Here is a 25,974-nt window from a genome sequence, read left to right as displayed (position 1 = left end):
CGCCCCGAACCAAAACCCCAACATGCCACTTGAAAGGAACAAGGGACCACAATGAGTGCAAGTGACATTCTCAAGCAGATCAAGGACAACGACGTCAAGTTCATCGATCTGCGCTTTTCGGACCCGCGCGGCAAGATGCAGCACGTGACAGTCGACTGCGGCGTCGTCGACGACGACTTCTTTGCCGACGGCGTGATGTTCGACGGATCGTCCATCGCCGGATGGAAGGCGATCAACGAATCGGACATGAACCTGATGCCCGATGTCGACACGGCGCATATGGATCCCTTCTACGCCCAGTCGACCATGGCGATCTTCTGCGACATTCTCGATCCGATCTCCGGCGAGGGCTACAATCGCGACCCGCGCATGACCGCCAAGCGCGCCGAGGCCTATGTCAAGTCCGGCGGCTTCGGCGACACGGCCTATTTCGGGCCCGAACCGGAATTCTTCATCTTCGACGACGTGCGCTTCACGTCCGATCCGTACGACACCTCGTTTGCTCTCGACAGCGTCGAACTGCCCTCCAACACGGGCGCCGAATACGAGACCGGCAATCTGGGTCACCGGCCGCGCACCAAGGGCGGCTACTTCCCCGTCAACCCGGTCGACAGCGCCCAGGACATCCGCTCGGAGATGCTGACCGTGCTCAGCGAGATGGGCGTTGCGACCGAAAAACACCACCATGAGGTGGGCGCGGCGCAGCACGAATTGTCGATGCTGTTCAACACGCTGACCCGCAAGGCCGACGAGGTGCAGCTTTACAAATACGTCGTGCACAACGTCGCCCATGCCTATGGCAAGTCGGCCACCTTCATGCCCAAGCCCGTCTATGGCGACAACGGCACGGGCATGCATGTGCACCAGTCGATCTGGGGCGACGGCAAGCCGTTGATGGCCGGGGACGAGTATGCCGGCCTGTCGGAGACGGCGCTGTTCTATATCGGCGGCATCATCAAGCACGCCAAGGCTCTCAACGCCTTCACCAATGCGTCGACCAACTCCTACAAGCGGCTGGTGCCGGGCTTCGAGGCGCCGGTCCTGCTCGCCTATTCGGCGCGCAACCGCTCGGCCTCCTGCCGCATCCCGTTCTCGGGCTCGCCCAAGGGCAAGCGGGTGGAGGTTCGCTTCCCCGATCCCACGGCCAACCCCTATCTGGCCTTCGCTGCCATGCTGATGGCCGGGCTCGACGGCATCAAGAACAAGATCCATCCGGGCGATGCCATGGACAAGGATCTGTACGACCTGCCGGCCGAGGAACTGGCGGGCATTCCGACCGTGTGCGGCTCGCTGCGCGAGGCGATTGCGGCGCTGGAGGCCGACAACGAGTTCCTGAAGGCGGGCGGCGTGTTCGACGACGACCAGATCGAGGCCTATCTGGAGCTCAAGGACGAAGAGAACATCCGCTTCGAGCAGAGCCCGCATCCGGTCGAGTTCGACATGTACTACTCGATCTGACGATCCGCGCCCGCCAGGGGCGCGATGACCGAAAGACCCGGCGCCAGAGGCGCCGGGTTTTTTTGCCTGCGGTGCCCGGCAAGCCTTGCGATTGCGCATACGCTGGTGTTCCCTGCGCGCTAAGGACACCCGCGCGCCAGCCCCAGGAAGCCCCGCAATGCCCCTGACATTCTCCCGCGGCGATTTCGCCGACGATTTCGTCTTCGGCGTCGCCACCTCGGCCTATCAGATCGAGGGCGCGTCCTTTGGCGGAGCGGGGCCGAGCCACTGGGACACCTTCGCGGCCACGCCCGGCAATACGCGCAATGGCGAGGATGGCGCGGTCGCCTGCGATCACTATCACCGTTTCAAGGAGGATCTCGACCTGATCGCGGGCGCCAATCTCGACCATTACCGTTTCTCGGTGTCCTGGGCGCGGGTTGCGCCCGACGGTCGAAACGTCAACGCGCAGGGGCTCGATTTCTACGACCGGCTGGTCGATGCCATGGTCGCGCGCGGCATCAGGCCGATGCTGACGCTGCACCATTGGGACCTGCCCGCCGCGCTCGCCGACATCGGCGGCTGGCGCAACCGGGAAATCACCGACCGTTTCGCCGATTTCACCGCGGCGGTCATCGGACGCATCGGTGATCGCGTCTGGGCGGCCGGCACGATGAACGAACCCTGGTGCATCGCCTGGCTGAGCCATTTCCTGGGCGATCATGCGCCGGGCCTGCGCGACATCCGTGCGGCGGCGCGGGCGATGCACCACGTGCTCGTCGCCCATGGAAAGGCCGTCGAGGTGCTGCGCGCGCACGGCCAGCAAAGCGTGGGCATCTATCTGAATTTCGAGCCGGCCGAGCCCGCCGACGACAGTGCGCAGAGCGCCGAAGCGACGCGCACCTATCATGCCATCTACAATGAGTGGTTCCTGGGCGGCCTGTTCAAGAAGGCCTATCCGGAGCGCGCGCTTGACGGCCTCGCCCCGCATCTGCCCGAGCGCTGGCAGGACGACATGGCGCTGATCGGCCAGCGCCTCGACTGGCTGGGCATCAACAACTACACGCGCAAGCTGATCGCCCACGACCCCGAAAGCCTGTGGCCGTCACTTGCCGAAGTCCCCGGACCGCTGCCCAAGACCGCCATGGACTGGGAGATTTCGCCGGCGAGCTTTCAGTGGCTGATCAAATGGATCGCGGCCAGCCACACCGGCGACCTGCCGCTCTACATCACCGAGAACGGGATGGCCAATGCCGATGTCGTGGCGGGCGGCGCGGTCGACGACAGCGCCCGCATCGCCTATCTGAACGCCCATGTCGACGCCTTGAAGAACGCCATGGCCGCCGGCGCGCCGGTCAAGGGCTACACGGTGTGGTCGCTGCTCGACAATTACGAATGGGCGCTGGGCTACGAGAAGCGCTTCGGCATCGTGCATGTGGACTTCGACACGCTCGAGCGCACGCCCAAGGCGAGCTGGCACGCACTGCGCCAAGCACTCGCCCGGTGAGGTCAGTGGCCGACCGATTTTGACAGCGTGTTGACGATGATCACGCCGGCCAGGATCATGGCAATGCCGATGATGGCCGGCAGGTCGAGGCTCTGGCCGAACAGGACCACCCCGATCACCGCGATCAGCACGATGCCCGCGCCCGCCCATATGGCATAGGCGATGCCCACCGGGATCACCTTGAGCGTCAGCGCCAGAAAATAGAACGCGATCGAATAGCCGATGACGACCGCGATCGACGGGCCAGGCCGGGTGAAGCCCTCCGATGCCTTCAGAAAGGATGTTGCCGTCACCTCGCCGACGATGGCGATGGCAAGATAGATCCAGGGCATGAGGGCTCCTTTCGGGTTCACGATTGCGGCCGGCTTTGCCCGACGCCGGCAATTGCGCCGCCATGCCGAGCTGTTAGAACGGATCGACCCGCTAACACGGACCGCCTGCCGCCGAAACGATAGTCATCACATAGCGCCGGGACCGCATGTCGCAACGCACCATTCTCACCATCACGCTCAATCCCGCAGTCGACATCGCCACGGAGGTTGACGAGGTGATCGCCGACAGCAAGCTGCGCTGCGGGCCGCCGCAGTTCGACCCGGGCGGTGGCGGCGTCAATGTGGCGCGTGCGGTGGGCAAGCTCGGCGGCACCGCATGCGCACTGATCGCGCTGGCCGGGGCCACGGGCGACATGCTCGCCTCCATGCTCGAGACCGATGGCGTGGACATGCGCCGCATACCGGTCGATGGCCAGACGCGCCAATCCTTCACCGCGCGCGAGACCTCCACCGGCCGGCTCTACCGCTTCGTCACGCCCGGCCCGCCTTGGCGGGACGAGGACACCACGACACTGAACCGGATGCTGGCCGAAACGCTCGATCAGGACGCCTTCGTGGTGATCTCGGGCAGCTTCCCGCCGGGCGCCGATCACAAGCTGGTGCCGCAGATCGTCGAGACGGTCGGTGCCAGGGGCGGGCATGTCGTCGTCGACACGTCCGGGCCGGTGCTGCACGCACTTGCCGGAGAACCGACCGGCCTGCACACCTTGCGCATGGATCGCGAGGAGGCGATCGCGACGAGCGGCCGGGCGCTCGACACCGGGGCGGACTTCGCCGATTTCGGCCAGACGCTGATCGCCGCCGGGGTCGCCGAGAACGTCGTCATGGGCATGGGACCGAGGGGGTCGGTGGGCGTGTCGGCCGGCGCGCGCTTCATGACGGCCCGGCCGGTGCTCGATCCGATCAGCGCGGTGGGCGCCGGCGACAGCTTCGTGGCGGCGATGACGCTCGCGATGGCGAGGGGCGCCGATCTCGAGGCAGCGCTCGCGCAAGGCACGGCGGCGGCGGCCTCGGCCGTCATGACGCCTGGCACGGCGCTGTGCGATGCCGACCAGACCGCGCGCTTTCTCGCCGAGGTCACCACCACCGCATTGTGAGGGCCGTGCCAGGGCAACCGGCTGACGCAGCGTCACCCTTTCGCCTTGCGCGCAAATCTGCCACACAACCGGTCCGTTCACGGAGGGACATGATGGGGACGCTGACCTTTTACGGCGCGGCCGGCACGGTGACCGGCTCGTGCACCATGGTCGATACCGGCTCGACGCGCTTTCTGGTCGACTGCGGGCTGTTTCAGGGCAACAAGACGGTGCGCGCGCTCAATGACGGCGCGTTTCCGTTCGATCCGGGCTCGGCCGCCTTTCTGGTGCTGACCCATGCGCATATCGACCATTCGGGCCTTCTGCCCAAGCTGGTCAAGCACGGCTTTTCCGGGCCGATCTTCGCCACCGCGCCGACCTGCGACCTGCTGACCTTCATGCTGCGCGATTCGGCCAAGATCCAGATGTCCAGCAACGAGCGCTGGAACCGCAAGCGGAAGCGCCAGGGCCTCGAACCGGTCGAACCGCTCTATACCGACACGCACGCCGAACAAGCGCTCAAGCTGCTCGAGCCGGTGGGTGGCTATGAGCAATGGTTCGAGCCCGGACCCGGCGTGCACGTGAAATTCTGGAATGCGGGGCACATTCTGGGCTCGGCCTCCGCGGAGATCAAATTCGCCGACCGGCAGACCGGCCACACCATGCGGCTGCTGTTCTCGGGCGATATCGGCCCGGAGGAGAAGGTGTTCCATCCCGAGCCGGACGCCGAGCAGGGATTTGACTACATCATCTGCGAATCGACCTATGGCGACCGCGAGCGCGACGACTACACGGTCGAAGAGCGGCGCGAGGCGCTGCGCAGGGAACTGGTGCGCGGGCTGTCGGCGGGCGGCAATGTGGTCATTCCCGCCTTTGCCGTCGAGCGCAGCCAGGAGCTGCTGCACGACATCGGCGTGCTGCTGGCCGAGGGCGCCATGCCGAACGCAACGGTGTTTCTCGATTCGCCGCTCGCCAAGAACGTCACCGAGGTCTTCATCAAGCACGCCGACACCCTCTCCGATGTCGACATCGACAATGGCAGATTGTTCCGTGACCCGCAGTTCCGGCTGGTCGAGAGCGTCGAGGAATCCAAATCCATCAATCGCATAAAGGGCGGCGCGGTGATCATCTCGGCCTCGGGCATGGCCGATGCCGGGCGCATCCAGCATCACATCAAGAACAATATCTGGCGCCGCAATTCCACCATCTTGTTCGTGGGCTACCAGGCGCCGGGCACGCTGGGCCATGTCATCACATCGGGCGCCGACATGGTGCGCATTCACGGCAAGGAGTATGTGGTCAATGCGGAGGTCCGGCGGCTGGGCAATTATTCGGCCCATGCCGACCAGAGCGAACTGGTCGATTGGCTGGTCGAGCGCGGGCCCGTCGCGGGCGGGGTGTTCCTGAACCATGGCGACGACGAGGCGCGCACGGAACTGGCCGAGAAGCTGGCCGCGCGCGGCATCAACGCGGACATCATCCATCTGCCGCAATTTGACGAGAGCTTCGACCTAGTCGCCGGCGATGCGCGCTCCAAGGGGCGCGTCGCCGAACGCATTCCGCGCGACGAACTCCTGACCGACTGGAACAACGACTATGCCGCCTTCATCGTCGCGCTGACCAAGCGGCTGAACACGGCCGACAGCGATGGCGAACGCCGGCAGATCATCAAGCGGCTGCAGGGCGCGCTGTAGAGCGCTCGGCCCTCGGCGCGACACGGTGTCGACAAAGCGTTCGTCCTTTGGGGCTCGCTGCGCTCGCACCTGAGGATGAGGGCCTGGTCGGGGTGGCCCGATGCGACGCTCCCTCTTCCCCTGCCGTGCCTTTGCGGGGGGAAGGCGTGAGAGGTGGAGCTGGAGCGCTGTGGCCCTATCCTTGTGCGCCCTCGGCCTCGTCGAGGCCGAGCAGGTTCCAGCTTTGCACCATGTGCGGCGGCAGCGGCGCGGTGACGTTGATGACACCGCGATCGGGGTGCGGAATGCGCAGACGCCGCGCATGCAGATGCAGCCTGTTCTGCATGCCGCCGGGGAAATCCCAGTTGGGATCGTCCTCGAAATATTTCGGATCGCCGATGATCGGGCAGCCCATATGCAGCGCATGGACCCGCAACTGGTGCGTGCGGCCGGTTTCGGGCTCGAATTCGAGCCAGGACAGGCGCTGTCCGGCCGTCTCGATCAGCCGGTAGCGCGTGATGGCGTGGTCGGCGCCCGCCGTGCCGTGCGCGACCACGCGCATGCGGTCGCCATCGGGCGTCGCCTCGCGCACCAGCCAGGTCGAGATGCGCCCTTCGGGCATTTTGGGCGTACCCTTGACAAGCGCCCAGTAGATCTTCTCAGTGTCGCGGGCGCGGAAGGCGGCCGTCAGCTTCTGCGCGGCACCGCGCGTGCGCGCGACGACCAGCACGCCGGAGGTGTCGCGGTCGAGCCGGTGGACGAGCCGGGGCTTTTCGCCCTTCTTGTTGCGCAGCGCTTCCAGCATGCCGTCGACATGGCGGGCAACGCCCGATCCGCCCTGCACGGCAAGGCCGGCGGGCTTGTTGAAGACGAACAGCTTGTCGTCCTCAAGCAGGATCATGCGGCGCAGCGCCTCGGCGTCGGACGCATTGCGGATCGTCGCCGGCGTCACCGGCCCCGCATCGGCACCGGTCGCCTGCGGCGGCACGCGCACCACCTGGCCGGGCGCGAGCCGGCTGTCGGCCTTGACGCGCTTGCCGTCGACCCGCACCTGGCCGGTGCGCAGCAGCTTCTGCAGCGCGCCGAAGCCAAGGCCCGGATAGCGGGCCTTGAACCAGCGGTCGACCCGCATGCCCGCCTCGTCTCGATCGACTGTCTTCTGCTCGACGCCGGCCATGATCACGCCCCCCGCACCAGTACCATGCCGGCGAACAGCGCGGCGATGCAGGCGGCCACGGAAACCAGCGCATAGCCGAGCGCCGTTCCGGTGTCGCCGCGCTGCCACAACAGCGCGAAATCGAGCGAAAAGGACGAAAAAGTGGTGAACCCGCCCAGAAGGCCGACGCCCAGAAGCAGCCGCAGATGCTCGCCGCTGCCGCCCCGCCGCATCAGCCAGCCCACAAGCACGCCCATCAGCAGCGAGCCGACGACGTTGACGGTCATCGTCGCCCAGGGATAGCCGCCGCCGGCAATGCGCCCCATGCCAAGATAGACCAGATATCGCAGGCTCGCGCCCGCCGCGCCGCCAAGCGCGACCCAGACAAGATTGATCATCATCGCGGTCGTCTACGCGATCGCCGCGCCGCCGAAAAGCGCCGATGTCGCTGTCGCTTCGCCGCCAGCGCGCAAGCGCCGCCGTCAGATCTTGCCGGCCACGGCCGGCAGGTCGCGCAGGAAACCGTCGATGAACAGATCCAGCTCTCCCCAGTCGGTGAACTCGTGATCGTGCTTGGTGTCGGTGGAGGCATGGTGCTTGTCGGCGATGCGCCTCATCATCCAGCGGCGAAAATAGTCGTACTCGGTGTATTTGAGCGCGCCGGCCGCGTGATGAACGGCGACCGGCCACCAACCGGTCTCCTCGCTGAAGGCGGTGGCGATCTCGGCCAGTTCGGCCATCTCCTCGGCATCGCCTCCGGCAGCGGTGAGCGACACCGATATGAAGGCGCCCGGCCGGGCCATCAGTTCGCGCATGTGCGTGCGCACGAAGCGGCGCAGCGGCGCGGGAAACGTGCCGATATGCACCGGGCCAAGGCAAATCACGCCGTCGATGGCGTCGATGGCGAAGGCGTCGGGGGGATGGGTGGCGTCGATCACCTGGGTGCTGTGGCCGCTGTCGGCCAGATAGGCCTCGATGTGCGTGGCGATGGTCCGTGTCTGGCCTTCCACCGTCGCATAGATGATGGCGATGTGCATGCTCGGCTCCCGCTTGATCGTGTCTGCGCAGGACAGTAGCGCGGCGCGCCGGCTTCGCCTTGACCCTCGTCAAGGGGGCGCCTTGCACCATCAATCCTTCTTGCCCGCGCGCTCGGCGCGCAGCCGCGCCCAGTAGTCAAGCCGCCTTGCGATCTCGCGCTCGAAGCCGCGCTCGACCGGCTCGTAAAAGTGCTGGCGGCCGAGTTCGGGCGGAAAGTAGTCCTGGCCGGAAAAGGCGTCGGGCTGGTCGTGATCGTACTGGTAGCCCTTGCCGTAGCCTTCGGCGCCCATCAGCTTCGTCGGCGCGTTGAGGATATGCTTGGGCGGCAGCAGCGAGCCGTGCTCCCTGGCCGCGCGCATCGCGCCCTTCATGGCCGAATAGACCGCGTTCGATTTGGGCGCGCTGGCCAGATAGACGCAGGCCTGGGCGAGTGCCAGTTCGCCCTCGGGCGAGCCCAGATAATCGAAGGCGTCCTTGGCCGCGAGCGCGACCGTCAGCGCCTGCGGGTCGGCCAGGCCGATGTCCTCGGATGCCATGCGCACCAGCCGCCGGCCGAGATAGAGCGGGTCCTCGCCGGCATCGAGCATGCGGGCCAGATAATAGAGCGCCGCATCGGGATCGGAGCCGCGCACCGCCTTGTGCAGCGCCGAGATCAGATTGTAGTGGCCGTCCTGGCTCTTGTCATAGACCGGCGCGCGCCGCTGCAGCACCGCGCGCAGGGTCTGTTCGTCGAACACATCGTCCGGCCGGGCGACCCGCCAGACCTCCTCGGCCAGGCTGAGAACGGCGCGGCCGTCGCCATCGGCCATGCCGACCAGCAGGGCACGGGCATCGCCATCGACCGGCAGCGGCGCGCCCATCATGTCCTCGGCGCGCGCGAGCAGGCCGGCAAGCGCGGCATCGTCGAGCCGGTGCAGGACCAGCACGCGGGCGCGCGACAAGAGCGCCGCATTGAGCTCGAAGGACGGGTTTTCTGTGGTCGCACCGATCAGCGTGATCGTGCCATCTTCCATCACCGGCAGGAAGCTGTCCTGCTGGGCACGGTTGAAGCGGTGGATCTCGTCGACGAACAATATGGTGTTGACGCCGTCGCGCCGGCGCGTGCGGGCGGCCCCGAACACCTTCTTGAGGTCGGCGACGCCCGAAAAGATCGCCGAGAGCTGCTCGAAATGCTGGCCCGCCTCGGCGGCCACGAGCCGGGCCAGCGTGGTCTTGCCGGTACCCGGCGGACCCCACAGGATCAGGCTGCCGATCGAACCCGATGCCAGCATGCGGGTGACGGCGCCGTCGGGGCCGGTCAGATGGTCCTGTCCGACGATGTCGGCCAGCCGCGTGGGCCGCAACCGGTCGGCGAGCGGGCGGTTGTCGGTCCGTGCCGCGATGGCGTCGAACAGGCCGGCCATCAGAACCGCAGGAACTGGTTGATCACCCGACCGTAACGGTTGATCGTGTAGCGCCAGGAGCGGCGGTCGCTATCGGTCACCGAAATCATGTCGCCGACATCGGCGATCCGCGTGCCATTGATGGCGACGATCACATCGCCGGGGCGCAGCCCGGCCCGCATGGCCGGCGCGCCGCGCTCGATATCGGTGATCACCACGCCCTCGCCGGTGCGCTCGATGCGCAGATCGAGACGCTGGGCCAGTCGCGGCGACAGATTGGCGACGGTGGCGCCGGCAAAGGGCGAGCGTCCGGAGATCAAGGTGCGCTCGGGTGCCCTGCCCTCGGGCGGGCGGATCAGCGCGACCTCGACCTCGCGTTCGCGCCCGCGCGACAACAGGCGCAGGGTGACCGTGTTGCCCGGCCCGATGGTCGCCAGCCGGTAGCCGAGCGCGTCGGGATGCTCGATCAAGGCGCCATTGATCGCCAGCACGACATCGCCGGCGCGCAGCCCGGCCCTTGCGGCCGGACCTTCGGGGTCGATGTCGGCGATCAGCGCGCCGACCGGCCGGTCAAGCCCGAGGCTGTCGGCTATCTGCGGGGTGACGGGCTGGAAGCGCGCGCCGATATAGGGTCGCTCGAAGGCGTCCGAACCGCCACGGGCCTGGGCGACGACCGCCTGGACCATGTTGGAGGGGATGGCGAAGCCGATCCCGTTGGAGCCGCCCGAGCGCGAGAAGATCGCGGTGTTGATGCCGACCAGCCGGCCGTGCATGTCGATCAGGGCGCCGCCTGAATTGCCCGGATTGATGGCTGCATCGGTCTGGATGAAGAAGCCGAAATCGGAAACGCCGACGCGGGTGCGCGCCTGGGCCGAGACGATGCCCGAGGTTATCGTCTGGCCGACGCCGAAGGGATTGCCGATGGCCAGCACCAGGTCACCGGTCTTCAAATCGTCGGAATCCCCGAATGGCAGAGCCGTGAAATCCTCGCCTCCATCGATCCGCAGGACGGCCAGGTCGGACCGCTCGTCGCGCAGGATCACCCGGCTTTCGAATTCGCGACCGTCGGCGAGCACGACGCGGATCTCGTCGGCGCCTGCGATGACATGGTTGTTGGTGACAATGAGCCCGCCTTCATCGACGATGACACCGGAGCCCAGCGAAGACTGCACGCGCGGCGGGCCGCGGAACTGGTCGCCGAAGAACTGCTCGAAGAACGGATCGCCGGCAAAGGGCGAGCGCCGTTCGACCAGCCGCGCCGCATAGACGTTGACGACCGACGGCCCGGTCCGCTCGACCAGCGGGGCGTAGGAAAGCTGTATCTCGCTGTCGCTGAACGGCACGCGACGCGCCGTGGCCCGCGGCGGGGCCGAGGTGTCGGGCGATGGCGCCCTGAGCGCCGGCGCGGGCTCGCCGCCACCGATGCCCCCGCGCAAGTCCTCCAGCAGACTGCGCAATCCGCCCGCTTCCTGCGCGGCCGCCGCGACCAGCGCGATCGAAAGCACGATGAAGATTGCCGAAAGCGATCGGAGAAGCCGTGTCATGGAGCCGCCTGTGTCATCTTCGTGTCCATGGTTGAGTCGCGGTGCGATGGTGGTACCACAATCGCGGCTGAAATGGGGATCGGCGCCCGGCTCGGCAAGCGCACGGTCCTGGCATGGCGATATGGCCGATCGCGGCGGGCCGCGAAGGCGGCGGCATCTTCGCGGCGCAGGGCGCGGTCGCACCGGACGGGACCGACGATGGCCGCGTCGCAAAAAAGAAGGGCCACGCCGCGTCCGGCGAGGCCCAGCCCAGTCGACTGATGTGGCACGCCCTTTTTGGTGCGGGCGCTGCCATCGGTTTATGGCTTGACGTCTACGCCGCCTGTTCTTCCTCGGCGACCTCCTCGGCCTCCACGCGCGCCCGGTCGGCGGCACCGCGCGCATCGACATCGCGCTCGACGAATTCGATGACGGCCATGGGCGCGGAATCGCCATGGCGGAAGCCGGCCCTCATGATGCGCGTATAGCCGCCATTGCGGTCCGCATAGCGCGTGGCGAGCGTGTCGAACAGCTTGCGTGTCTGCGCTTCGTCCTGGATCTGCGCGATGACCTGGCGGCGGGCGTGCAGGTCGCCGCGCTTGCCCAGCGTGACCAGCTTTTCGACGATCGGGCGCAACTCCTTGGCCTTGGGGAGCGTGGTGACGATCTGCTCATGCTCTATGAGCGAAGCGGCCATGTTGGCGAACATCGCCTTGCGGTGGCTCGATGTACGGTTCAGCTTGCGGCCTTGCTTGCGGTGGCGCATGAGCCTTCTCCTTGCGTGGTGACCCTTGCGGGCCTCAATAATGGTCTTCGTAGCGCTTGGCGAGATCCTCGATGTTCTCCGGCGGCCAGGCGGGCACTTCCATGCCCAGGTGCAGGCCCATGGAAGCGAGGACTTCCTTGATCTCGTTGAGCGACTTGCGGCCGAAATTCGGCGTGCGCAGCATCTCGCCCTCGGTCTTCTGGATCAGATCGCCGATATAGACGATGTTGTCGTTCTTCAGGCAGTTGGCCGAACGCACGGAGAGCTCGAGTTCGTCGACCTTTTTCAGCAGCGCCGGGTTGAAGGCCAGTTCCTGCACCTGCTCCTCGGCCGCCTCGCGCTCGGGTTCCTCGAAATTGACGAAGACGCCGAGCTGGTCCTGCAGGATGCGCGCGGCATAGGCGACCGCATCCTCACCGGACAGCGTGCCGTCGGTCTCGACATTCATGGTCAGCTTGTCATAGTCGAGCACCTGGCCCTCGCGGGTATTCTCGACCTTGTAGGAGACCTTGCGCACGGGCGAATAAAGGCTGTCGACCGGAATGAGACCGATCGGCGCATCCTCGGCGCGATTGCGGTCGGCGGCGACATAGCCCTTGCCGGCGTCGACGGTGAACTCCATGCGGATCTCGGCGCCGTCGTCGAGCGTGCACAGGACGTGGTCGGGGTTGAGCACCTCGACATCGCCGACGGTCTGGATGTCGCCGGCCGTCACCGCGCCCGGGCCCTGCTTGCGCACGACCATGCGCTTGGGACCATCGCCCTCCATGCGGATGGCGATCTCCTTGATGTTGAGCACGATGTCGGTGACATCCTCGCGCACGCCGGGGATGGAGGAGAATTCGTGCAGCACGCCGTCGATCTGCACGGCGGTGACGGCCGCACCGCGCAGCGAGGACAGCAATACGCGGCGCAGCGCATTGCCAAGGGTCAGGCCAAAGCCGCGCTCGAGCGGTTCGACGACGAGCGCGATCTTGCTGCCGGACCCCTTGAATTCGACCTTGTTGGGCTTGATCAGCTCCTGCCAGTTCTTCTGTATCACGGCATCTTCCTTCAGCTAGCCTGCCACCATCCATTCGTGGCAACGGCTTTGTGTCAGGCAGCGGAGGATTGGCGCTGCCCGAACGGGCGCGTGGCGCCCGGAAACGATCACACGCGGCGGCGCTTGCGCGGCCGGCACCCGTTGTGCGGGATCGGCGTGACGTCGCGGATCGATGTGATGGTGAAGCCGGCGGCCTGCAGCGCGCGCAACGCCGATTCGCGGCCCGAACCGGGCCCGCAGACCTCGACCTCGAGCGACTTCATGCCATGCTCCTGCGCCTTGCGCGCGCAATCCTCCGCGGCGACCTGGGCGGCGAAGGGCGTCGACTTGCGCGAGCCCTTGAAGCCCTGCATGCCGGCCGACGACCAGGCAATCGCATTGCCCTGCGCGTCGGTGATGGTGATCATGGTGTTGTTGAACGTCGAGTTCACATGCGCGATGCCCGACGTGATGTTCTTGCGCTCGCGGCGGCGAACGCGGGTGGCTTCTCTTGCCATTGTCTGTCCTTCGATCTCAGCACCGCCGTAGTGCCAGCGGCTACACCTGGAAAGTCGGTCGTCGGTCGTCGGTTGTCGGTCGATAACACCACTGCGACCCACGACCGACGAACAACGACCGACGCAATTACTTCTTCTTGCCTGCAATCGCCTTGGCCGGCCCCTTGCGGGTGCGGGCATTGGTGTGGGTGCGCTGCCCGCGCACCGGCAGCGAGCGGCGATGGCGCAGGCCGCGATAGCAGCCAAGGTCCATCAGGCGCTTGACGTTCATCGAGGTCTCGCGCCGCAGATCGCCCTCGACACGGTACTCGCGGTCGATCGTCTCGCGGATCGCCATCACTTCGGCATCGCTGAGTTCGTTGACCCGGCGCGAGGCATCGATGTTGTTCTGTTCGACGATCTTGTGGGCGAAATTCGAGCCGATCCCGTGGATGTATTGCAACGCGATGACAACGCGCTTGCCCGAAGGAATGTTGACGCCAGCGATACGAGCCACGCGGCTTCTCCTTGCTTGCCCGCACAGCGGGCCTACCTGCTTTTCCGGATTTCCGGGATGTCCTGCAATACCATGCGCAAAGTAAAGGGACCGGAGCGGTACGCCGCAGCCGACCTCGTCAATACGCTGGCATGATCGCCGTGCATTTGGGGGAATCGGCCGGCAATGTCAACTCCCCTGCCCGATGTTTTTGCCCTGCCGGACCCGTTCACAGGGTCCGCAGGATATCCTCGATCTGCTCGGTCACAGCCTCGATCGAGGCCATGCCGTCGACCTGCCTGAGCTTGCCCTTTGCGTAGTAATAGCCAAGCAGCGGCGCGGTCTTCTTGTAGTACTCGCGCAGGCGCTCGTCGAACACCTCGGGATTGTCGTCCTTGCGCACCGGCTCGCCGGCCGCCCTTGCGTCCTCGGCGCGCTTGACGATGCGGCCGACCAGCGCCTTGTCGTCGACGGTCAGTTCGATCACCGCGTCGAGCGCGATGCCCTTTTCGGCCATCGTCCTTTCGATCGCATCGGCCTGCGCCAGTGTGCGCGGGTAGCCGTCGAGGATGAAACCGTCCCGGCAGTCGGCCTCGTCGATGCGTTCGGCGACGATGGCGTTGACGATCTCGTCGGAGACCAGTTCGCCAGCGTCCATCACCGACTTGGCCCGCTGGCCGATCTCGCTGCCCGAGGCGACCGCGGCGCGCAGCATGTCGCCGGTCGACAATTGCGGAATGTTGTGGCGTTCGACAAGCCGTCGGGCCTGTGTTCCCTTGCCCGCTCCCGGCGGGCCGAGAAGGATCAATCTCATCGGCGCTTTTTCCCCCCACGCAGCTTGGACTTCTTGATCAAGCCTTCATACTGGTGGGCGATGAGATGTCCCTGCACCTGCGCCACCGTATCGAGCGTCACGCTGACCACGATCAGCAGCGACGTTCCGCCCAGATAGAACGGCACGCCGGTGGCCGCTATGAGAAATTCGGGTAACAGGCAGACCAGCACCAGGTAGATCGCGCCGACAACGGTGATCCGGGTGAGCACGTAGTCGATGTATTCGGCCGTGCGCTGGCCGGGCCGGATGCCGGGAATGAAGCCCGAATGGTTCTTCAGATTGTCGGCGGTGTCCTGCGGGTTGAAGACGATCGCCGTGTAGAAGAACGCGAAGAAGGCAATCATCGCGGCATAAAAGATCATGTAGAGCGGCTGGCCGTGGCCGAGCGCCGCCAGAACCGCGGTCGCCCATTCGGGCAGGGTCGTCGTGTCCGAAAACCCGGCGAGCGTGGCCGGCAGCAGCAGCAGCGAGGAGGCGAAGATCGGCGGAATCACGCCGGCCGTGTTGAGCTTGAGCGGCAGGTGCGAGGTGTCGCCCTGGAACATGCGGTTGCCGACCTGGCGCTTGGGATACTGGATCAGAAGCCGCCGCTGGGCCCGTTCGACGAAGACGATCAGCGCGATGACGGCGATGGCGAGCACGATCACCGCGACGATCAGCGTGGCCGACAGCGCGCCTGTGCGGCCCAGTTCGAGCGTGCCGGCAATGGCGCCCGGAAGGCCGGCCACGATGCCGGCGAAGATGATCAGCGAAACGCCATTGCCGACGCCGCGCGCGGTGATCTGTTCGCCCAGCCAGAGCAGGAACATGGTGCCGCCGACCAGCGTGACGACCGTCGACAGGCGGAAGAACCAGCCCGGATCGGCCACGATATTGGCGCCGCTCTCAAGGCCGACGGCGATGCCGTAGGCCTGCAGCGTCGCCAGAAGCACGGTCAGATAGCGCGTATACTGGTTGATGACCTTGCGGCCCTGCTCGCCCTCCTTCTTGAGCTGCTCGAGCGTGGGGATCACCGAGGTCATGAGCTGGACGGCAATGGCTGCCGAAATATAGGGCATGATGCCCAGCGCGAAGATCGCCATGCGCTCGACGGCGCCGCCGGTGAACATGTTGAACATGCCCAGTATGCCGCCGGCCTGGTTGGCGAAGGCCTGGGCATAGGCATCCATGTTCAGGCCGGGAATGGGGATATAGGTCCCAAGCCGGTAGACGAGCAGCGCAGTGAGCGTGAACCAGATGCGCTTCTTGAGTTCGGTGGCCTTGGCGAAAGCGCCGAAGTTGAGATTCGCAGCTAGCTGTTCTGCAGCCGATGCCATGGGCAGTCTCCGTCATGCGACGCTTGAGCGCCGGCGCATGCGCCGCCAAGCGCGAGGATTGCCAGCGAGATAGGCCCTGGCCGGAAGCGGCGCAAGGGATAACTGAGGCCGCCCTTGTGACGCGCAGCCTCAATTGGTCGTGTGGTCAGGCGCCCTTTGCCGGCGTTTCCTGTGCCAGCACGGTCACCGAACCGCCGGCCTTTTCGATCTTGTCGATCGCGCTCTTCGAGGCGCCGGCGACTTCAAGCGTGAAGCCGGTCTTCGCCTCGCCATCGGCGAGCACGCGCACGCCGTCCTTGACGCGGCGCAGCACGCCGGCCTCAACGAGCGTTTCGGCGGTGACGGGCCGTGAGGCGTCCAGCCGGCCCGCCGCGACGGCCTGTTCGAGCCGGGCGATCGAGACGATGTTGTAGTCCCTGGCGAAGGGATTGGTGAAGCCGCGCTTGGGCAGGCGCCGATAGATCGGCATCTGGCCGCCCTCAAAACCCTTGATGGCGACGCCCGAACGCGATTTCTGCCCCTTCACGCCACGGCCGGCGGTCTTGCCCTTGCCCGAGCCGATGCCGCGGCCGACGCGCACGCGGTCCTTGCGCGCGCCTTCATTGTCGCGCAGTTCGTTCAGTTTCATTTGGCGTCTCCCGACGTGCCGGTGTCTTCGACGACGCGCACCAGATGGCGCACCTTGCGGATCATGCCGCGCACGGCGGGCGTATCCTCCAGCGTGCGGCGGCGGTGCATCTTGTTCAGTCCCAGACCGATCAGCGTCTGGCGCTGGTCGGCCGGGCGGCGGATCGGCGAGCCGATCTGCTCGACGGTCACGGTTTTCTTGTCGGCCATGGCGATCACTCCTCGGCGCCGATCAGTTCGCGGCGCCGCGCCTGCAGCGTGGAATGCTTCAGGCCGCGCTGGGCGGCGATGTCCTTGGGATGCATCTGACGCTTGAGCGCGTCGAAGGTGGCGCGCACCATGTTGTAGGGATTGGAGGTCCCCAGCGACTTGGCGACGACATCCTGCATGCCCACGGTCTCGAAGACGGCGCGCATCGGGCCGCCGGCGATGATGCCGGTACCGGCCGGCGCGGCGCGCAGGATCACCTTGCCCGCGCCGTGGCGCCCTTCGACATCGTGGTGCAGCGTCCGGCCCGAGCGCAGCGGCACGAAGATCATGTCGCGCTTGGCGCTCTCGGTCGCCTTGCGGATCGCTTCGGGCACCTCGCGCGCCTTGCCGTGGCCGAAGCCGACGCGGCCCTTCTGGTCGCCGACGACGACGAGCGCGGCAAAGCCGAACCGCCGGCCGCCCTTGACGACCTTGGCGACGCGGTTGATGTGGACCAGCTTGTCGACGAATTCGCTGTCGGCCTCGTCGCGCTCGCGCGGTCTGCGGTCACGTCCGCGGCCGCCGCGCTCCTGGGGTTGCTGTGCCATGTCCTTGTCCTTTGGTCTTTTCCGGTTCCTGGCGGTTGGTGTTCAGGGGTTCGTCCGGACGGCCGTCGCCGGCCGGCTCAGAAGTTCAGTCCGCCCTCGCGCGCGGCCTCGGCCAGCGCCTTGACGCGGCCATGGAAGATATAGGCGCCGCGGTCGAAGACGACGTCCTTCACACCGGCCTGGGTGGCGCGTTCGGCCACCAGCTTGCCGACGGCGGCGGCCGCGTCGGTGTCCGCGCCGGTCTTCAGCGAACCACGCAGATCGGCGTCGAGCGTCGAGGCGGCGGCAACGGTGCGGCCGGCGGTGTCGTCGATCACCTGGGCATAGATGTGCCTGGACGACCGGAAGACGGAAAGGCGCGGCCGGCCATTGGCGACGCGCCTGATCTGCCGGCGCACGCGCTGGGCACGCTTGGTCAGGGCCTTTTTGGAAGCAGCCATCGTCGGATTCCTTACTTCTTCTTGCCTTCCTTGCGGACGATCGTCTCTTCGGCATATTTCACGCCCTTGCCCTTGTAGGGTTCGGGCGGGCGGAACTTGCGGATCTCGGCGGCGGCCTGACCCAGGCGCTGCTTGTCGATGCCGGTCAGCACGATCTCCGTCGGCTTTGGCGTCGCCGCCGTAATGCCCTCGGGCAGTTCGTAGATCACGTCGTGGCTGTAGCCCAGCGCCAGTTGCAGCTTGCTGCCCTGCATGGCCGCGCGATAGCCGACGCCGCTGATCTCGAGCTTCCGCTCGAAGCCGTCTTTGACGCCATTGACGATGTTGGCGATCATGGTGCGCGACATGCCCCATTTGGCGCGCGCGTCCTTGGAGTTGTCGCGCGGCGTCACGGTGATGCCGTCATCGTCCATGGCGACCAGCACCTCGTCATTGACGACATAGCTCAACTCGCCCTTGGGACCCTTGGCCCTGATGGTCTGTCCGTCGACCGAGGCGGTCACGCCGTCGGGTACGGCAACCGGCTTTTTTCCGATACGAGACATGGTGTTATCCGTTCGTGTTCAATGCTGCGTTAAGGAGCGCACCCGGTCAGAAGACGCGGCACAGATACTCCCCGCCGACATTCTTCTCGCGCGCCTCGTGGTCGGCCATCACGCCCTGCGGCGTCGACAGGATGGCGATGCCCAGCCCGTTGGCGACGTGCTCGATCGACTTGGCGCCGACATAGACCCGTCGCCCGGGCTTGGAGACCCGCTCGATGGTCCGGATCACCGGATCGCCCTCGAAATACTTCAACTCGATCTCGAACTCGGACTTGCCCGAGCCGTATTCGACCTGGCTGTAGCCGCGGATATAGCCCTCGGACTGCAGCACGTCGAGAATGCGCGCGCGCAGCTTGGAGGCCGGCGTGGAGATCGAATTCTTGTGGCGGTGCAAGCCGTTGCGGATGCGGGTCAGCATATCGCCGACGGGATCGGAAACCGACATGAGCGCCTCCCCTTACCAGCTAGACTTGACAACGCCCGGCACCTTGCCGAGCGAGCCGAGTTCACGCAGCGCGATGCGCGACATGCGCAGCTTGCGATAATAGCCGCGCGGACGACCGGACACCTCGCAGCGATTGCGGATGCGCACCTTCGAGGAGTTGCGCGGCAATTCGCTGAGCTTGAGCGTGGCGCGGAACCGCTCCTCGATCGGGCGCGAGCGGTCCATGACCACCGCCTTGAGCTCGGCGCGCTTGCTGGCGTACCGGTCGACCAGCTTGCGCCGGTGCTTGTTCTTTTCGACTGCGCTGACTTTTGCCATGTGGCTTTCCTTTCTACGCCTGTCGTTAGTGAACCTGGCGGAACGGGAAGTTGAACGCGGTGAGCAGTTCGCGCGCCTCCTCGTCCGTCTTGGCACTCGTGCAGACGATGATGTCCATGCCCCGGACTTGATCGACATCGTCGTAGTTGATCTCGGGGAAGACGATGTGCTCCTTCAGGCCCATGGCGAAATTGCCGCGGCCGTCGAAGCTTTTCGGGTTCAGGCCGCGGAAGTCGCGCACGCGCGGCAGCGCGATGTTGATCAGCCTGTCCATGAACTCGTACATCACATTGCCGCGCAGCGTGACCTTGGCGCCCAGCGGCATGCCCTCGCGCACCTTGAAGCCGGCAATGGAGTTGCGCGCGCGCGTGATGACGGCGCGCTGACCGGTGATCAGCGTGACATCCTGGGCGGCATTGGTGGGCCGCTTGGAATCGGTCGTCGCATCGCCCACGCCCATGTTCACCACGATCTTGTCGACCGTGGGGATCTCCATGACGTTCTTGTAGTCGAAGCGTTCGCGCATCCGTGCGCGGATCGCGTCGCGATACTGGGCCTTCAGCCGCGGCACATAAGCTGTCTCAGCCATCGATCAGTTCTCCGGAGCGCTTGGCAAAGCGCACTTTCTTTCCATCTTCGAGACGAAACCCGACGCGGGTCGGCTTGCCGTCCTTGGGGTCGGCGACCGCCAGGTTCGAAAGCTCGATCGGCGCTTCCTTGGCGATGATGCCGGCCTCGCGCGAGGGCGTCTGGCGCTGGTGGCGGCGCACCATGTTGATGCCCGAGACGAGCGCCTTGCCCTTGGTCGGCATGACCTGGATGACCGAACCCGTCCGGCCCTTGTCCTTGCCGGCGAGCACGACGACCTCGTCGCCCTTCTTGATCTTCTGCATAGCGTTCAATCCTCAGAGCACTTCCGGTGCCAGCGAGATGATCTTCATGTGCTGCCGACCACGCAGTTCGCGCGGCACGGGGCCGAAGATGCGGGTGCCGACAGGCTCGCGGTTGTTGTTGACCAGTACGGCGGCGTTGCCGTCGAAACGGATCACGCTGCCGTCGGGCCGGCGGATGTCCTGGGCGGTGCGCACGACAACGGCCTTCATGACGTCGCCCTTCTTGACGCGGCCGCGCGGAATGGCCTCCTTGACCGAGACCACGATGACGTCGCCGACCGAGGCGTATTTGCGCTTGGAGCCGCCCAGCACCTTGATGCACTGCACGCGGCGGGCGCCGGAATTGTCGGCGATATCGAGATTTGTCTGCATCTGAATCATGACACGATGCCCTTTATGTTCTTCACCCGACGCCAAGGCGCCCTTGTCGTCCACTGGCCCCGGCGGCCCTTACTCGGCGTCCGCCGCCTCGGTCACCACCGTCCATCGCTTCTTGCGCGAGACCGGCGCGCATTCGATGATGCGCACGCGATCGCCCACCTTGAACCGGTTGGCCTCGTCATGGGCCTGATACTTCTTGGTGCGGCGCACCGTCTTCTTCATCAGCGGGTGCGAGAAGCGGCGCTCGACGTCGACCACCACGGTCTTGTCGTTCTTGTCGCTGACCACGACACCCTGCAAAATTCGTTTCGGCATGTCCTATTGTCCCTGCGCCTGCGTGCTGCGCGCCCGTTCGGCGGCGATCGTCTTGATGCGCGCAATGTCGCGGCGCACCTGACGCACGCGCGCTGAATTTTCCAGTTGTCCCGTCGCCGACTGGAAGCGCAGGTTGAACTGCTCGCGCTTGAGTTCGGCCAGCTTGTCGGCCAGTTCGTCGGCCGTCATCGCCCTTACATCTGCGGCTTTCATCGCATCAACTCCTATTCGGCAATGCGCTGAATGAAGCGCGTCTTGACCGACAGCTTGGCCGCGCCCAGGCGCAGCGCCTCGCGGGCCACGGTCTCGGGCACGCCGTCGATCTCGAACATCACCCGGCCCGGCTTGACGCGCGCGGCCCAGTAATCGACCGAGCCCTTGCCCTTGCCCATGCGCACTTCGGTGGGCTTGGAGGTCACCGGCACGTCCGGGAAGACGCGGATCCAGACGCGACCGGCACGCTTCATGTGGCGCGTGATGGCGCGGCGCGCGGCCTCGATCTCGCGGGCATTGACGCGGTTGGGCTCGAGCGCCTTGAGGCCATAGGCACCGAAATTGAGCTCGGTGCCGCCCTTGGCGATCCCGCGGATCTTGCCCTTGAACTGCTTGCGGAACTTGGTCCGTTTGGGTTGCAACATGGTCGTCTACTCCATCGGGCCCGATCAGGCGTTCTCGCGGCGGCGCGGGCCGCTGCCGGGACCGTCCTGCTCGGTAGCGCGCTTTTCGGACGCCATCGGATCATGCTCGAGGATCTCGCCCTTGAAGATCCACACCTTGATGCCGATGATGCCATAGGCGGTCTCGGCCTCGGCCGTGCCGTAGTCGATATCGGCGCGCAGCGTGTGCAGCGGCACCCGGCCCTCGCGATACCATTCGGTGCGCGCGATTTCGGCACCGCCCAGGCGGCCGCCGCAGGTGATGCGGATGCCCTGGGCGCCAAGGCGCATGGCCGACTGGACGGCGCGCTTCATGGCGCGGCGGAAGGCAACGCGACGCTCGAGCTGCTGGGCGATCGACTGGGCAACGAGGTTGGCGTCGATCTCGGGCTTGCGCACCTCGACGATGTTGAGCACCGTCTCGGCATCGGTGAACTGCGTCAGCTTGCGGCGCAGCTTCTCGATGTCGGCGCCCTTCTTGCCGATGATGATGCCCGGCCGCGCCGAGTGGATCGTCACCCGGCACTTCTTGTGCGGACGCTCGATGACGATCTTGGAAACGGCGGCCTGCTTGAGTTCCTTTTCGAGGAACTTGCGCATCTTGAGGTCTTCATGCAGCAGCTGGCCGTACTCGCCCGTATTGGCATACCAGCGCGAATCCCAGGTGCGGTTGATGCCGAGGCGAAAGCCGACCGGATTGATCTTCTGGCCCATTACGCGGCCTCCTCTTGTTCTTCGACCTCGCGCACGACGATCGTCAGATGCGCGAACGGCTTCAGGATCCGGCTGGCGCGACCGCGGCCACGGGCGTGAAAGCGCTTCATGACGATCGACTTGCCGACATAGGCTTCCGACACGATCAGCGCGTCGACGTCCAGGTCATGATTGTTCTCGGCATTGGCGATGGCCGATTCCAGGGTCTTCCTGACGGGGCCGGCGATGCGCTTGCGCGAGAATTCGAGATCGGCCAGCGCCGCCTCGACCTTCTTGCCCCGGATCATCTGGGCGACCAGGTTGAGTTTCTGCGGGCTGACGCGGATCATGCGCGTGACGGCGCGTGCCTCGTTGTCCGCCAGCCGGCGTTCTGCCTTTGGCTTGCCCATGGCTACTTCCTTCTCGCCTTCTTGTCCGCGCCATGGCCGAAATAGGTGCGTGTGGGCGCGAACTCGCCGAACTTGTGACCGACCATGTCCTCGGACACCGATACGGGGATGTGCTTCTGGCCGTTGTAGACGCCGAAGGTCAGGCCGACGAATTGCGGCATGATCGTCGAGCGACGCGACCAGATCTTGATGACGTCGTTGCGGCCGCTCTCGCGGGCCTTCTCGGCCTTCTTGAGCAGATAGCCGTCGACGAACGGACCTTTCCAGACTGAACGGGCCATGGTGCTAACCTTTACTTCTTGCGCTGGTGGCGCGAGCGCATGATCAATTTGTCGGTCTGCTTGTTGGACCGGGTGCGCTTGCCCTTGGTCGGCTTGCCCCACGGCGTCACCGGATGGCGGCCGCCCGAGGACTTGCCCTCGCCGCCGCCATGGGGGTGATCGACCGGGTTCATGACGACGCCGCGCACATGCGGACGACGGCCGAGCCAGCGCTTGCGGCCGGCCTTGCCAAGATTGGTGTTGGCGTGATCGGCATTGGAGACCGCGCCGACGGTGGCGAAGCAGCCCTGCTGGACAAGGCGCTGCTCGCCCGAATTGAGCCGGATGATCGCCATGCCCTGGTCGCGGCCGACAAGCTGGGCATAGGCGCCGGCGGCGCGCGCCATCTGGGCGCCCTTGCCCGGCTTGAGCTCGACATTGTGGACGATCGTGCCCACCGGCATCGCGCCCAGGGGCATCGCATTGCCCGGCTTGACGTCAACGCGCGCGCCGGCGACGACCGTGTCGCCCGCCTGCAGGCGCTGCGGCGCGATGATGTAGCTCAGCTCGCCATCCTGATAGCGGATGAGCGCGATGAAGGCCGACCGGTTGGGGTCGTATTCGAGCCGCTCGACGGTCGCCGGCACATCGTGCTTGCGGCGCTTGAAGTCGATCCTGCGATAGGCGCGCTTGTGACCGCCGCCGATATGGCGGGCGGTCATGCGGCCGGCATTGTTGCGCCCGCCCGACTTGTTCAGCCCCTCGGTGAGGGCCTTGACCGGGGCGCCCTTGTGCAGCGCCGAACGGTCGACGATGACCAGTTGGCGCTGACCGGGGGACGTGGGCTTGAAGGTCTTCAATGGCATTTCGAACTCTCCCGGACCGGCCTAAAGGCCCGTTGCGATGTCGACGGACTGGCCTTCGGCCAGCGTGACGATCGCCTTCTTGACATCGGACTGGCGGCCCCTGACGCCGCGAAAGCGCTTCACCTTGCCCTTGCGGTTGAGCGTGTTGACCGCCTCGACCTTGACCTTGAACAGCGCTTCGACCGCCGCCTTGATCTCGGGCTTGGTGGCATCGCGCGCAACGTTGAAAACGACCTGGTTGGCGTCCGACAGAAGCGTCGATTTCTCGGTGATCACCGGAGCGACGATCACGTCGTAGTGGCGAAGATCGGTCATTTTAAACGCTCCTTGAGGGCCTCGACGGCGTCCCGCGACAGGACCAGCGTGTTGCGGCGCAAGATGTCATAGACGTTGATGCCGGCGACCGGCAGCACGTCGACATTGGCGATGTTGGCGGCGGCCTTGCGGAAGCCGTCATCGAGTTCCGGCCCGCCGATCACCAGCGCATTCGAAAGCCCGAGCCCGGCGAACTGTCCGGCCAGGGTCTTGGTCCTGGCGTCGGCCGATGCGAGCTCGTCGACCACGATCAGCCCGCCCGCCCTGGCCTTGGCGGACAGGGCGTGGCGCAGCGCCAGGGCGCGCACCTTCTTGGGCAGGTCGATGGCGTGGTCGCGCGACTTCGGACCGTGCGCCTTGCCGCCGCCGCGGAACTGCGGTGCCGCGGCCGAGTGATGGCGCGCGCGGCCGGTGCCCTTCTGGCGATACATCTTGGCGCCGGTCTTGGCGATTTCCGAACGGCCCTTGGTCTTGTGCGTCCCGGCCTGGCGCCGGGCGAGCTGATAGCGGACCATGCGCTGCAGGATATCGGCGCGCGGCTCGAGGCCGAACACGGTCTCGGGCAATTCGATCGTGCCGGCCTGTTCGCCGGCGAGCGTCTTGACCGCCTGTTCCATCACTGCGCTCCTTCGGTTGCGGGCGCTTCGGCCGCCGTTTCGGCCTGGCGCAGCGCGGCGGGGGTCGGTGCCTCCGACGGAAGCGGCTGCTTGACCGCGTCGCGCACCAGGATCCAGGCGCCCTTGGAGCCGGGCACCGCGCCCTTGACCAGGATCAGGCCGCGCGCCTCGTCGGTCGAGACGATCTCGAGGTTCTGGGTGGTCACGCGGGTGGCGCCCATGTGTCCGGCCATCTTCTTGCCCTTGAACACCTTGCCGGGGTCCTGGCACTGGCCGGTCGAACCGTGCGAGCGGTGCGAGACCGAGTTGCCGTGCGTGGCGCGCCCGCCGCCGAAATTGTGACGCTTCATGACGCCGGCAAAGCCCTTGCCCTGGCTTGTGCCGGTCACGTCGACCTTCTGGCCGGGCACGAAATGGCTGGCGACCAGTTCGGCGCCGACATCGAGCATGTTGTCGGCGGAGACGCGGAACTCGGCCAGCTTGCGCTTGGGCTCGACATTGGCCCTGGCGAAATGGCCGCGCATGGCCTTGGAGACGTTCTTGGGCTTGGCGAAACCCACGCCGAGCTGAACGGCATCATAGCCGTGCGTGTCGGCGGTGCGCTGCGCCACCACCTGGCAGTTCTCCAGCCGCAGGACCGTCACCGGCAGATTGACCCCCTCGTCCGTGTAGACGCGGGTCATCCCCAGCTTCTGTGCTATCACTCCTGAACGCATCGGTTCGTTCCTTATGAGTCGGTCGTCGGTCGTTGTTCGTAACTCTGGTTCGTCCGGCCGGCGCTCGATCCTTTCGACCGACGACCGACGAACCACGACCCACTCCCCTACAACTTGATTTCCACATCCACGCCCGCGGCGAGATCGAGCTTCATCAGCGCATCGACGGTCTGCGGCGTCGGATCGACGATATCCAGAAGACGCTTGTGCGTGCGCATCTCGAACTGTTCGCGGCTCTTCTTGTCGATATGCGGCGAGCGGTTCACGGTGAATTTCTCGATGCGCGTGGGCAGCGGCACCGGGCCGCGAACGCCCGCGCCGGTGCGCTTGGCCGTCGAGACGATCTCGCGGGTGGACGCATCCAACACGCGATGATCGAACGCCTTCAGGCGGATGCGAATGTTCTGGCCGTTCATGGCTTCAACCTTGTTGCGTCCCTTCCCTCATTCCGCGGCTTCGCCCGGAATCCGGCGATGGAAAGGACCTTGATTGCTTGATTTCGGGGTCAGGCCCCAAAATGACGTCTTCTGGCGTTGCGGCCGGTTCACTCGATGATCTTCGCCACGATGCCGGCGCCGACGGTGCGGCCGCCCTCGCGGATGGCAAAGCGCAGGCGTTCTTCCAT

General features: G+C 66.0%; 38 protein-coding genes. 4 read left to right on the top strand and 34 right to left on the bottom strand.

Annotation, left to right across the window (positions count from 1 at the left end; translation table 11 throughout):
- Positions 1 to 51 precede the first annotated feature (51 nt).
- Together glnA and RBB34_RS16105 are read left to right on the top strand one after the other, a co-directional pair.
- Positions 52 to 1,458 (top strand): type I glutamate--ammonia ligase, encoded by a 1,407-nt coding sequence (glnA, locus tag RBB34_RS16110; protein ID WP_306120265.1) that lies wholly within the window; start codon positions 52 to 54, stop codon positions 1,456 to 1,458.
- A 157-nt stretch (positions 1,459 to 1,615) separates the two neighbouring features.
- Positions 1,616 to 2,944, top strand: a complete 1,329-nt coding sequence (locus RBB34_RS16105; RefSeq protein WP_306120264.1) for a GH1 family beta-glucosidase — start codon at positions 1,616 to 1,618, stop codon at positions 2,942 to 2,944.
- Between the two features lie 2 nt (positions 2,945 to 2,946).
- Here the strand turns inward: RBB34_RS16105 and RBB34_RS16100 are convergent, their stop codons facing one another.
- Entirely contained in the window at positions 2,947 to 3,276 is a 330-nt protein-coding gene (locus RBB34_RS16100) for an SMR family transporter (RefSeq protein ID WP_306120263.1), read from the bottom strand.
- Positions 3,277 to 3,422: 146 nt separating this feature from the next.
- On the opposite strand from RBB34_RS16100, the gene RBB34_RS16095 reads away from it, so the two are divergent.
- Entirely contained in the window at positions 3,423 to 4,373 is a 951-nt protein-coding gene (locus RBB34_RS16095; RefSeq protein WP_306120262.1) for a hexose kinase, read from the top strand.
- Positions 4,374 to 4,462: 89 nt separating this feature from the next.
- The gene (locus tag RBB34_RS16090) at positions 4,463 to 6,046 is read left to right on the top strand and encodes an MBL fold metallo-hydrolase (protein ID WP_306120261.1); all 1,584 of its coding nucleotides are present in this window, start codon (positions 4,463 to 4,465) and stop codon (positions 6,044 to 6,046) included.
- Between the two features lie 175 nt (positions 6,047 to 6,221).
- On the opposite strand, the gene RBB34_RS16085 is transcribed toward RBB34_RS16090, so the two are convergent.
- The 33 genes from RBB34_RS16085 to RBB34_RS15925 form a co-directional block, all read right to left on the bottom strand.
- Complete coding sequence (locus tag RBB34_RS16085) at positions 6,222 to 7,202, bottom strand: RluA family pseudouridine synthase (RefSeq protein WP_306120260.1); 981 nt, start codon at positions 7,200 to 7,202, stop codon at positions 6,222 to 6,224.
- A 2-nt stretch (positions 7,203 to 7,204) separates the two neighbouring features.
- Entirely contained in the window at positions 7,205 to 7,579 is a 375-nt protein-coding gene (gene crcB / locus RBB34_RS16080; protein ID WP_306120259.1) for a fluoride efflux transporter CrcB, read from the bottom strand.
- A gap of 84 nt (positions 7,580 to 7,663) precedes the next feature.
- A complete protein-coding gene (locus tag RBB34_RS16075) occupies positions 7,664 to 8,218 on the bottom strand; it encodes a flavodoxin domain-containing protein (RefSeq protein ID WP_306120258.1) in 555 nt (184 codons plus the stop codon).
- A gap of 90 nt (positions 8,219 to 8,308) precedes the next feature.
- On the bottom strand, positions 8,309 to 9,622 hold the full coding sequence (locus tag RBB34_RS16070; protein WP_306120257.1) for a replication-associated recombination protein A: 1,314 nt from the start codon (positions 9,620 to 9,622) through the stop codon (positions 8,309 to 8,311).
- On the bottom strand, positions 9,622 to 11,145 hold the full coding sequence (locus RBB34_RS16065) for a DegQ family serine endoprotease (protein WP_306120256.1): 1,524 nt from the start codon (positions 11,143 to 11,145) through the stop codon (positions 9,622 to 9,624). The genes RBB34_RS16070 and RBB34_RS16065 overlap by 1 nt, the downstream gene beginning before the upstream one ends.
- Before the next feature lie 313 nt (positions 11,146 to 11,458).
- Entirely contained in the window at positions 11,459 to 11,890 is a 432-nt protein-coding gene (gene rplQ / locus RBB34_RS16060) for a 50S ribosomal protein L17 (RefSeq protein WP_306120255.1), read from the bottom strand.
- Between the two features lie 34 nt (positions 11,891 to 11,924).
- A complete protein-coding gene (locus tag RBB34_RS16055; RefSeq protein WP_306120254.1) occupies positions 11,925 to 12,932 on the bottom strand; it encodes a DNA-directed RNA polymerase subunit alpha in 1,008 nt (335 codons plus the stop codon).
- Between the two features lie 107 nt (positions 12,933 to 13,039).
- Positions 13,040 to 13,429, bottom strand: a complete 390-nt coding sequence (gene rpsK, locus RBB34_RS16050) for a 30S ribosomal protein S11 (RefSeq protein WP_306120253.1) — start codon at positions 13,427 to 13,429, stop codon at positions 13,040 to 13,042.
- Positions 13,430 to 13,556: 127 nt separating this feature from the next.
- On the bottom strand, positions 13,557 to 13,925 hold the full coding sequence (gene rpsM, locus RBB34_RS16045) for a 30S ribosomal protein S13 (RefSeq protein ID WP_306120252.1): 369 nt from the start codon (positions 13,923 to 13,925) through the stop codon (positions 13,557 to 13,559).
- Positions 13,926 to 14,133: 208 nt separating this feature from the next.
- Positions 14,134 to 14,718, bottom strand: coding sequence for an adenylate kinase (locus RBB34_RS16040; RefSeq protein ID WP_306120251.1), 585 nt, complete (start codon positions 14,716 to 14,718; stop codon positions 14,134 to 14,136).
- Positions 14,715 to 16,055, bottom strand: a complete 1,341-nt coding sequence (gene secY, locus RBB34_RS16035) for a preprotein translocase subunit SecY (protein ID WP_306120250.1) — start codon at positions 16,053 to 16,055, stop codon at positions 14,715 to 14,717. The genes RBB34_RS16040 and secY overlap by 4 nt, the downstream gene beginning before the upstream one ends.
- Positions 16,056 to 16,200: 145 nt before the next feature.
- Positions 16,201 to 16,683: a 50S ribosomal protein L15 gene (gene rplO / locus RBB34_RS16030; protein WP_306120249.1), complete on the bottom strand. Its 483-nt coding sequence runs from the start codon at positions 16,681 to 16,683 to the stop codon at positions 16,201 to 16,203.
- Positions 16,680 to 16,892 (bottom strand): 50S ribosomal protein L30, encoded by a 213-nt coding sequence (gene rpmD / locus RBB34_RS16025; protein WP_306120248.1) that lies wholly within the window; start codon positions 16,890 to 16,892, stop codon positions 16,680 to 16,682. Before rpmD ends, rplO begins: the two co-directional genes overlap by 4 nt.
- Before the next feature lie 5 nt (positions 16,893 to 16,897).
- Entirely contained in the window at positions 16,898 to 17,479 is a 582-nt protein-coding gene (gene rpsE / locus RBB34_RS16020; RefSeq protein ID WP_306120247.1) for a 30S ribosomal protein S5, read from the bottom strand.
- A 77-nt stretch (positions 17,480 to 17,556) separates the two neighbouring features.
- A complete protein-coding gene (gene rplR, locus RBB34_RS16015; protein ID WP_306120246.1) occupies positions 17,557 to 17,919 on the bottom strand; it encodes a 50S ribosomal protein L18 in 363 nt (120 codons plus the stop codon).
- An 11-nt stretch (positions 17,920 to 17,930) separates the two neighbouring features.
- The gene (gene rplF, locus RBB34_RS16010) at positions 17,931 to 18,464 is read right to left on the bottom strand and encodes a 50S ribosomal protein L6 (protein ID WP_306120245.1); all 534 of its coding nucleotides are present in this window, start codon (positions 18,462 to 18,464) and stop codon (positions 17,931 to 17,933) included.
- A gap of 46 nt (positions 18,465 to 18,510) precedes the next feature.
- Complete coding sequence (rpsH, locus tag RBB34_RS16005) at positions 18,511 to 18,909, bottom strand: 30S ribosomal protein S8 (RefSeq protein ID WP_306120244.1); 399 nt, start codon at positions 18,907 to 18,909, stop codon at positions 18,511 to 18,513.
- 12 nt (positions 18,910 to 18,921) lie between these two features.
- Complete coding sequence (rpsN, locus tag RBB34_RS16000) at positions 18,922 to 19,227, bottom strand: 30S ribosomal protein S14 (protein WP_306120243.1); 306 nt, start codon at positions 19,225 to 19,227, stop codon at positions 18,922 to 18,924.
- 25 nt (positions 19,228 to 19,252) lie between these two features.
- Positions 19,253 to 19,816 (bottom strand): 50S ribosomal protein L5, encoded by a 564-nt coding sequence (rplE, locus tag RBB34_RS15995; protein WP_306120242.1) that lies wholly within the window; start codon positions 19,814 to 19,816, stop codon positions 19,253 to 19,255.
- The gene (rplX, locus tag RBB34_RS15990) at positions 19,809 to 20,120 is read right to left on the bottom strand and encodes a 50S ribosomal protein L24 (RefSeq protein ID WP_306120241.1); all 312 of its coding nucleotides are present in this window, start codon (positions 20,118 to 20,120) and stop codon (positions 19,809 to 19,811) included. Before rplX ends, rplE begins: the two co-directional genes overlap by 8 nt.
- Positions 20,121 to 20,132: 12 nt before the next feature.
- Positions 20,133 to 20,501 carry a 50S ribosomal protein L14 gene (rplN, locus tag RBB34_RS15985; protein WP_306120293.1) on the bottom strand — a complete coding sequence of 123 codons (369 nt, stop codon included), beginning with the start codon at positions 20,499 to 20,501 and terminating at the stop codon, positions 20,133 to 20,135.
- Between the two features lie 69 nt (positions 20,502 to 20,570).
- Positions 20,571 to 20,816, bottom strand: coding sequence for a 30S ribosomal protein S17 (rpsQ, locus tag RBB34_RS15980; RefSeq protein ID WP_306120240.1), 246 nt, complete (start codon positions 20,814 to 20,816; stop codon positions 20,571 to 20,573).
- A gap of 3 nt (positions 20,817 to 20,819) precedes the next feature.
- Positions 20,820 to 21,029 carry a 50S ribosomal protein L29 gene (gene rpmC, locus RBB34_RS15975; protein WP_306120239.1) on the bottom strand — a complete coding sequence of 70 codons (210 nt, stop codon included), beginning with the start codon at positions 21,027 to 21,029 and terminating at the stop codon, positions 20,820 to 20,822.
- A gap of 11 nt (positions 21,030 to 21,040) precedes the next feature.
- Complete coding sequence (gene rplP / locus RBB34_RS15970; protein WP_306120238.1) at positions 21,041 to 21,454, bottom strand: 50S ribosomal protein L16; 414 nt, start codon at positions 21,452 to 21,454, stop codon at positions 21,041 to 21,043.
- A gap of 24 nt (positions 21,455 to 21,478) precedes the next feature.
- The gene (rpsC, locus tag RBB34_RS15965) at positions 21,479 to 22,186 is read right to left on the bottom strand and encodes a 30S ribosomal protein S3 (RefSeq protein WP_306120237.1); all 708 of its coding nucleotides are present in this window, start codon (positions 22,184 to 22,186) and stop codon (positions 21,479 to 21,481) included.
- Entirely contained in the window at positions 22,186 to 22,575 is a 390-nt protein-coding gene (gene rplV, locus RBB34_RS15960; protein WP_306120236.1) for a 50S ribosomal protein L22, read from the bottom strand. The genes rpsC and rplV overlap by 1 nt, the downstream gene beginning before the upstream one ends.
- A gap of 2 nt (positions 22,576 to 22,577) precedes the next feature.
- Positions 22,578 to 22,856, bottom strand: coding sequence for a 30S ribosomal protein S19 (rpsS, locus tag RBB34_RS15955; protein ID WP_131616285.1), 279 nt, complete (start codon positions 22,854 to 22,856; stop codon positions 22,578 to 22,580).
- 11 nt (positions 22,857 to 22,867) lie between these two features.
- Complete coding sequence (gene rplB / locus RBB34_RS15950) at positions 22,868 to 23,701, bottom strand: 50S ribosomal protein L2 (protein ID WP_306120235.1); 834 nt, start codon at positions 23,699 to 23,701, stop codon at positions 22,868 to 22,870.
- Positions 23,702 to 23,722: 21 nt separating this feature from the next.
- Entirely contained in the window at positions 23,723 to 24,016 is a 294-nt protein-coding gene (locus tag RBB34_RS15945; protein ID WP_306120234.1) for a 50S ribosomal protein L23, read from the bottom strand.
- On the bottom strand, positions 24,013 to 24,633 hold the full coding sequence (gene rplD, locus RBB34_RS15940; RefSeq protein ID WP_306120233.1) for a 50S ribosomal protein L4: 621 nt from the start codon (positions 24,631 to 24,633) through the stop codon (positions 24,013 to 24,015). The genes RBB34_RS15945 and rplD overlap by 4 nt, the downstream gene beginning before the upstream one ends.
- Positions 24,633 to 25,349, bottom strand: a complete 717-nt coding sequence (gene rplC / locus RBB34_RS15935; protein ID WP_306120232.1) for a 50S ribosomal protein L3 — start codon at positions 25,347 to 25,349, stop codon at positions 24,633 to 24,635. The genes rplD and rplC overlap by 1 nt, the downstream gene beginning before the upstream one ends.
- Positions 25,350 to 25,456: 107 nt before the next feature.
- A complete protein-coding gene (gene rpsJ / locus RBB34_RS15930) occupies positions 25,457 to 25,765 on the bottom strand; it encodes a 30S ribosomal protein S10 (protein ID WP_026481640.1) in 309 nt (102 codons plus the stop codon).
- 128 nt (positions 25,766 to 25,893) lie between these two features.
- Positions 25,894 to 25,974, bottom strand: an 81-nt coding sequence (locus RBB34_RS15925) for a hypothetical protein (RefSeq protein WP_306120292.1), incomplete at its 5' end; no start/stop codon positions are given.

It is taken from the genome of Roseitalea sp. MMSF_3546 (genome assembly GCF_030732865.1).
Classification (GTDB): domain Bacteria; phylum Pseudomonadota; class Alphaproteobacteria; order Rhizobiales; family Rhizobiaceae; genus Roseitalea.
This window is presented reverse-complemented; position numbering and strand designations above follow the sequence as displayed.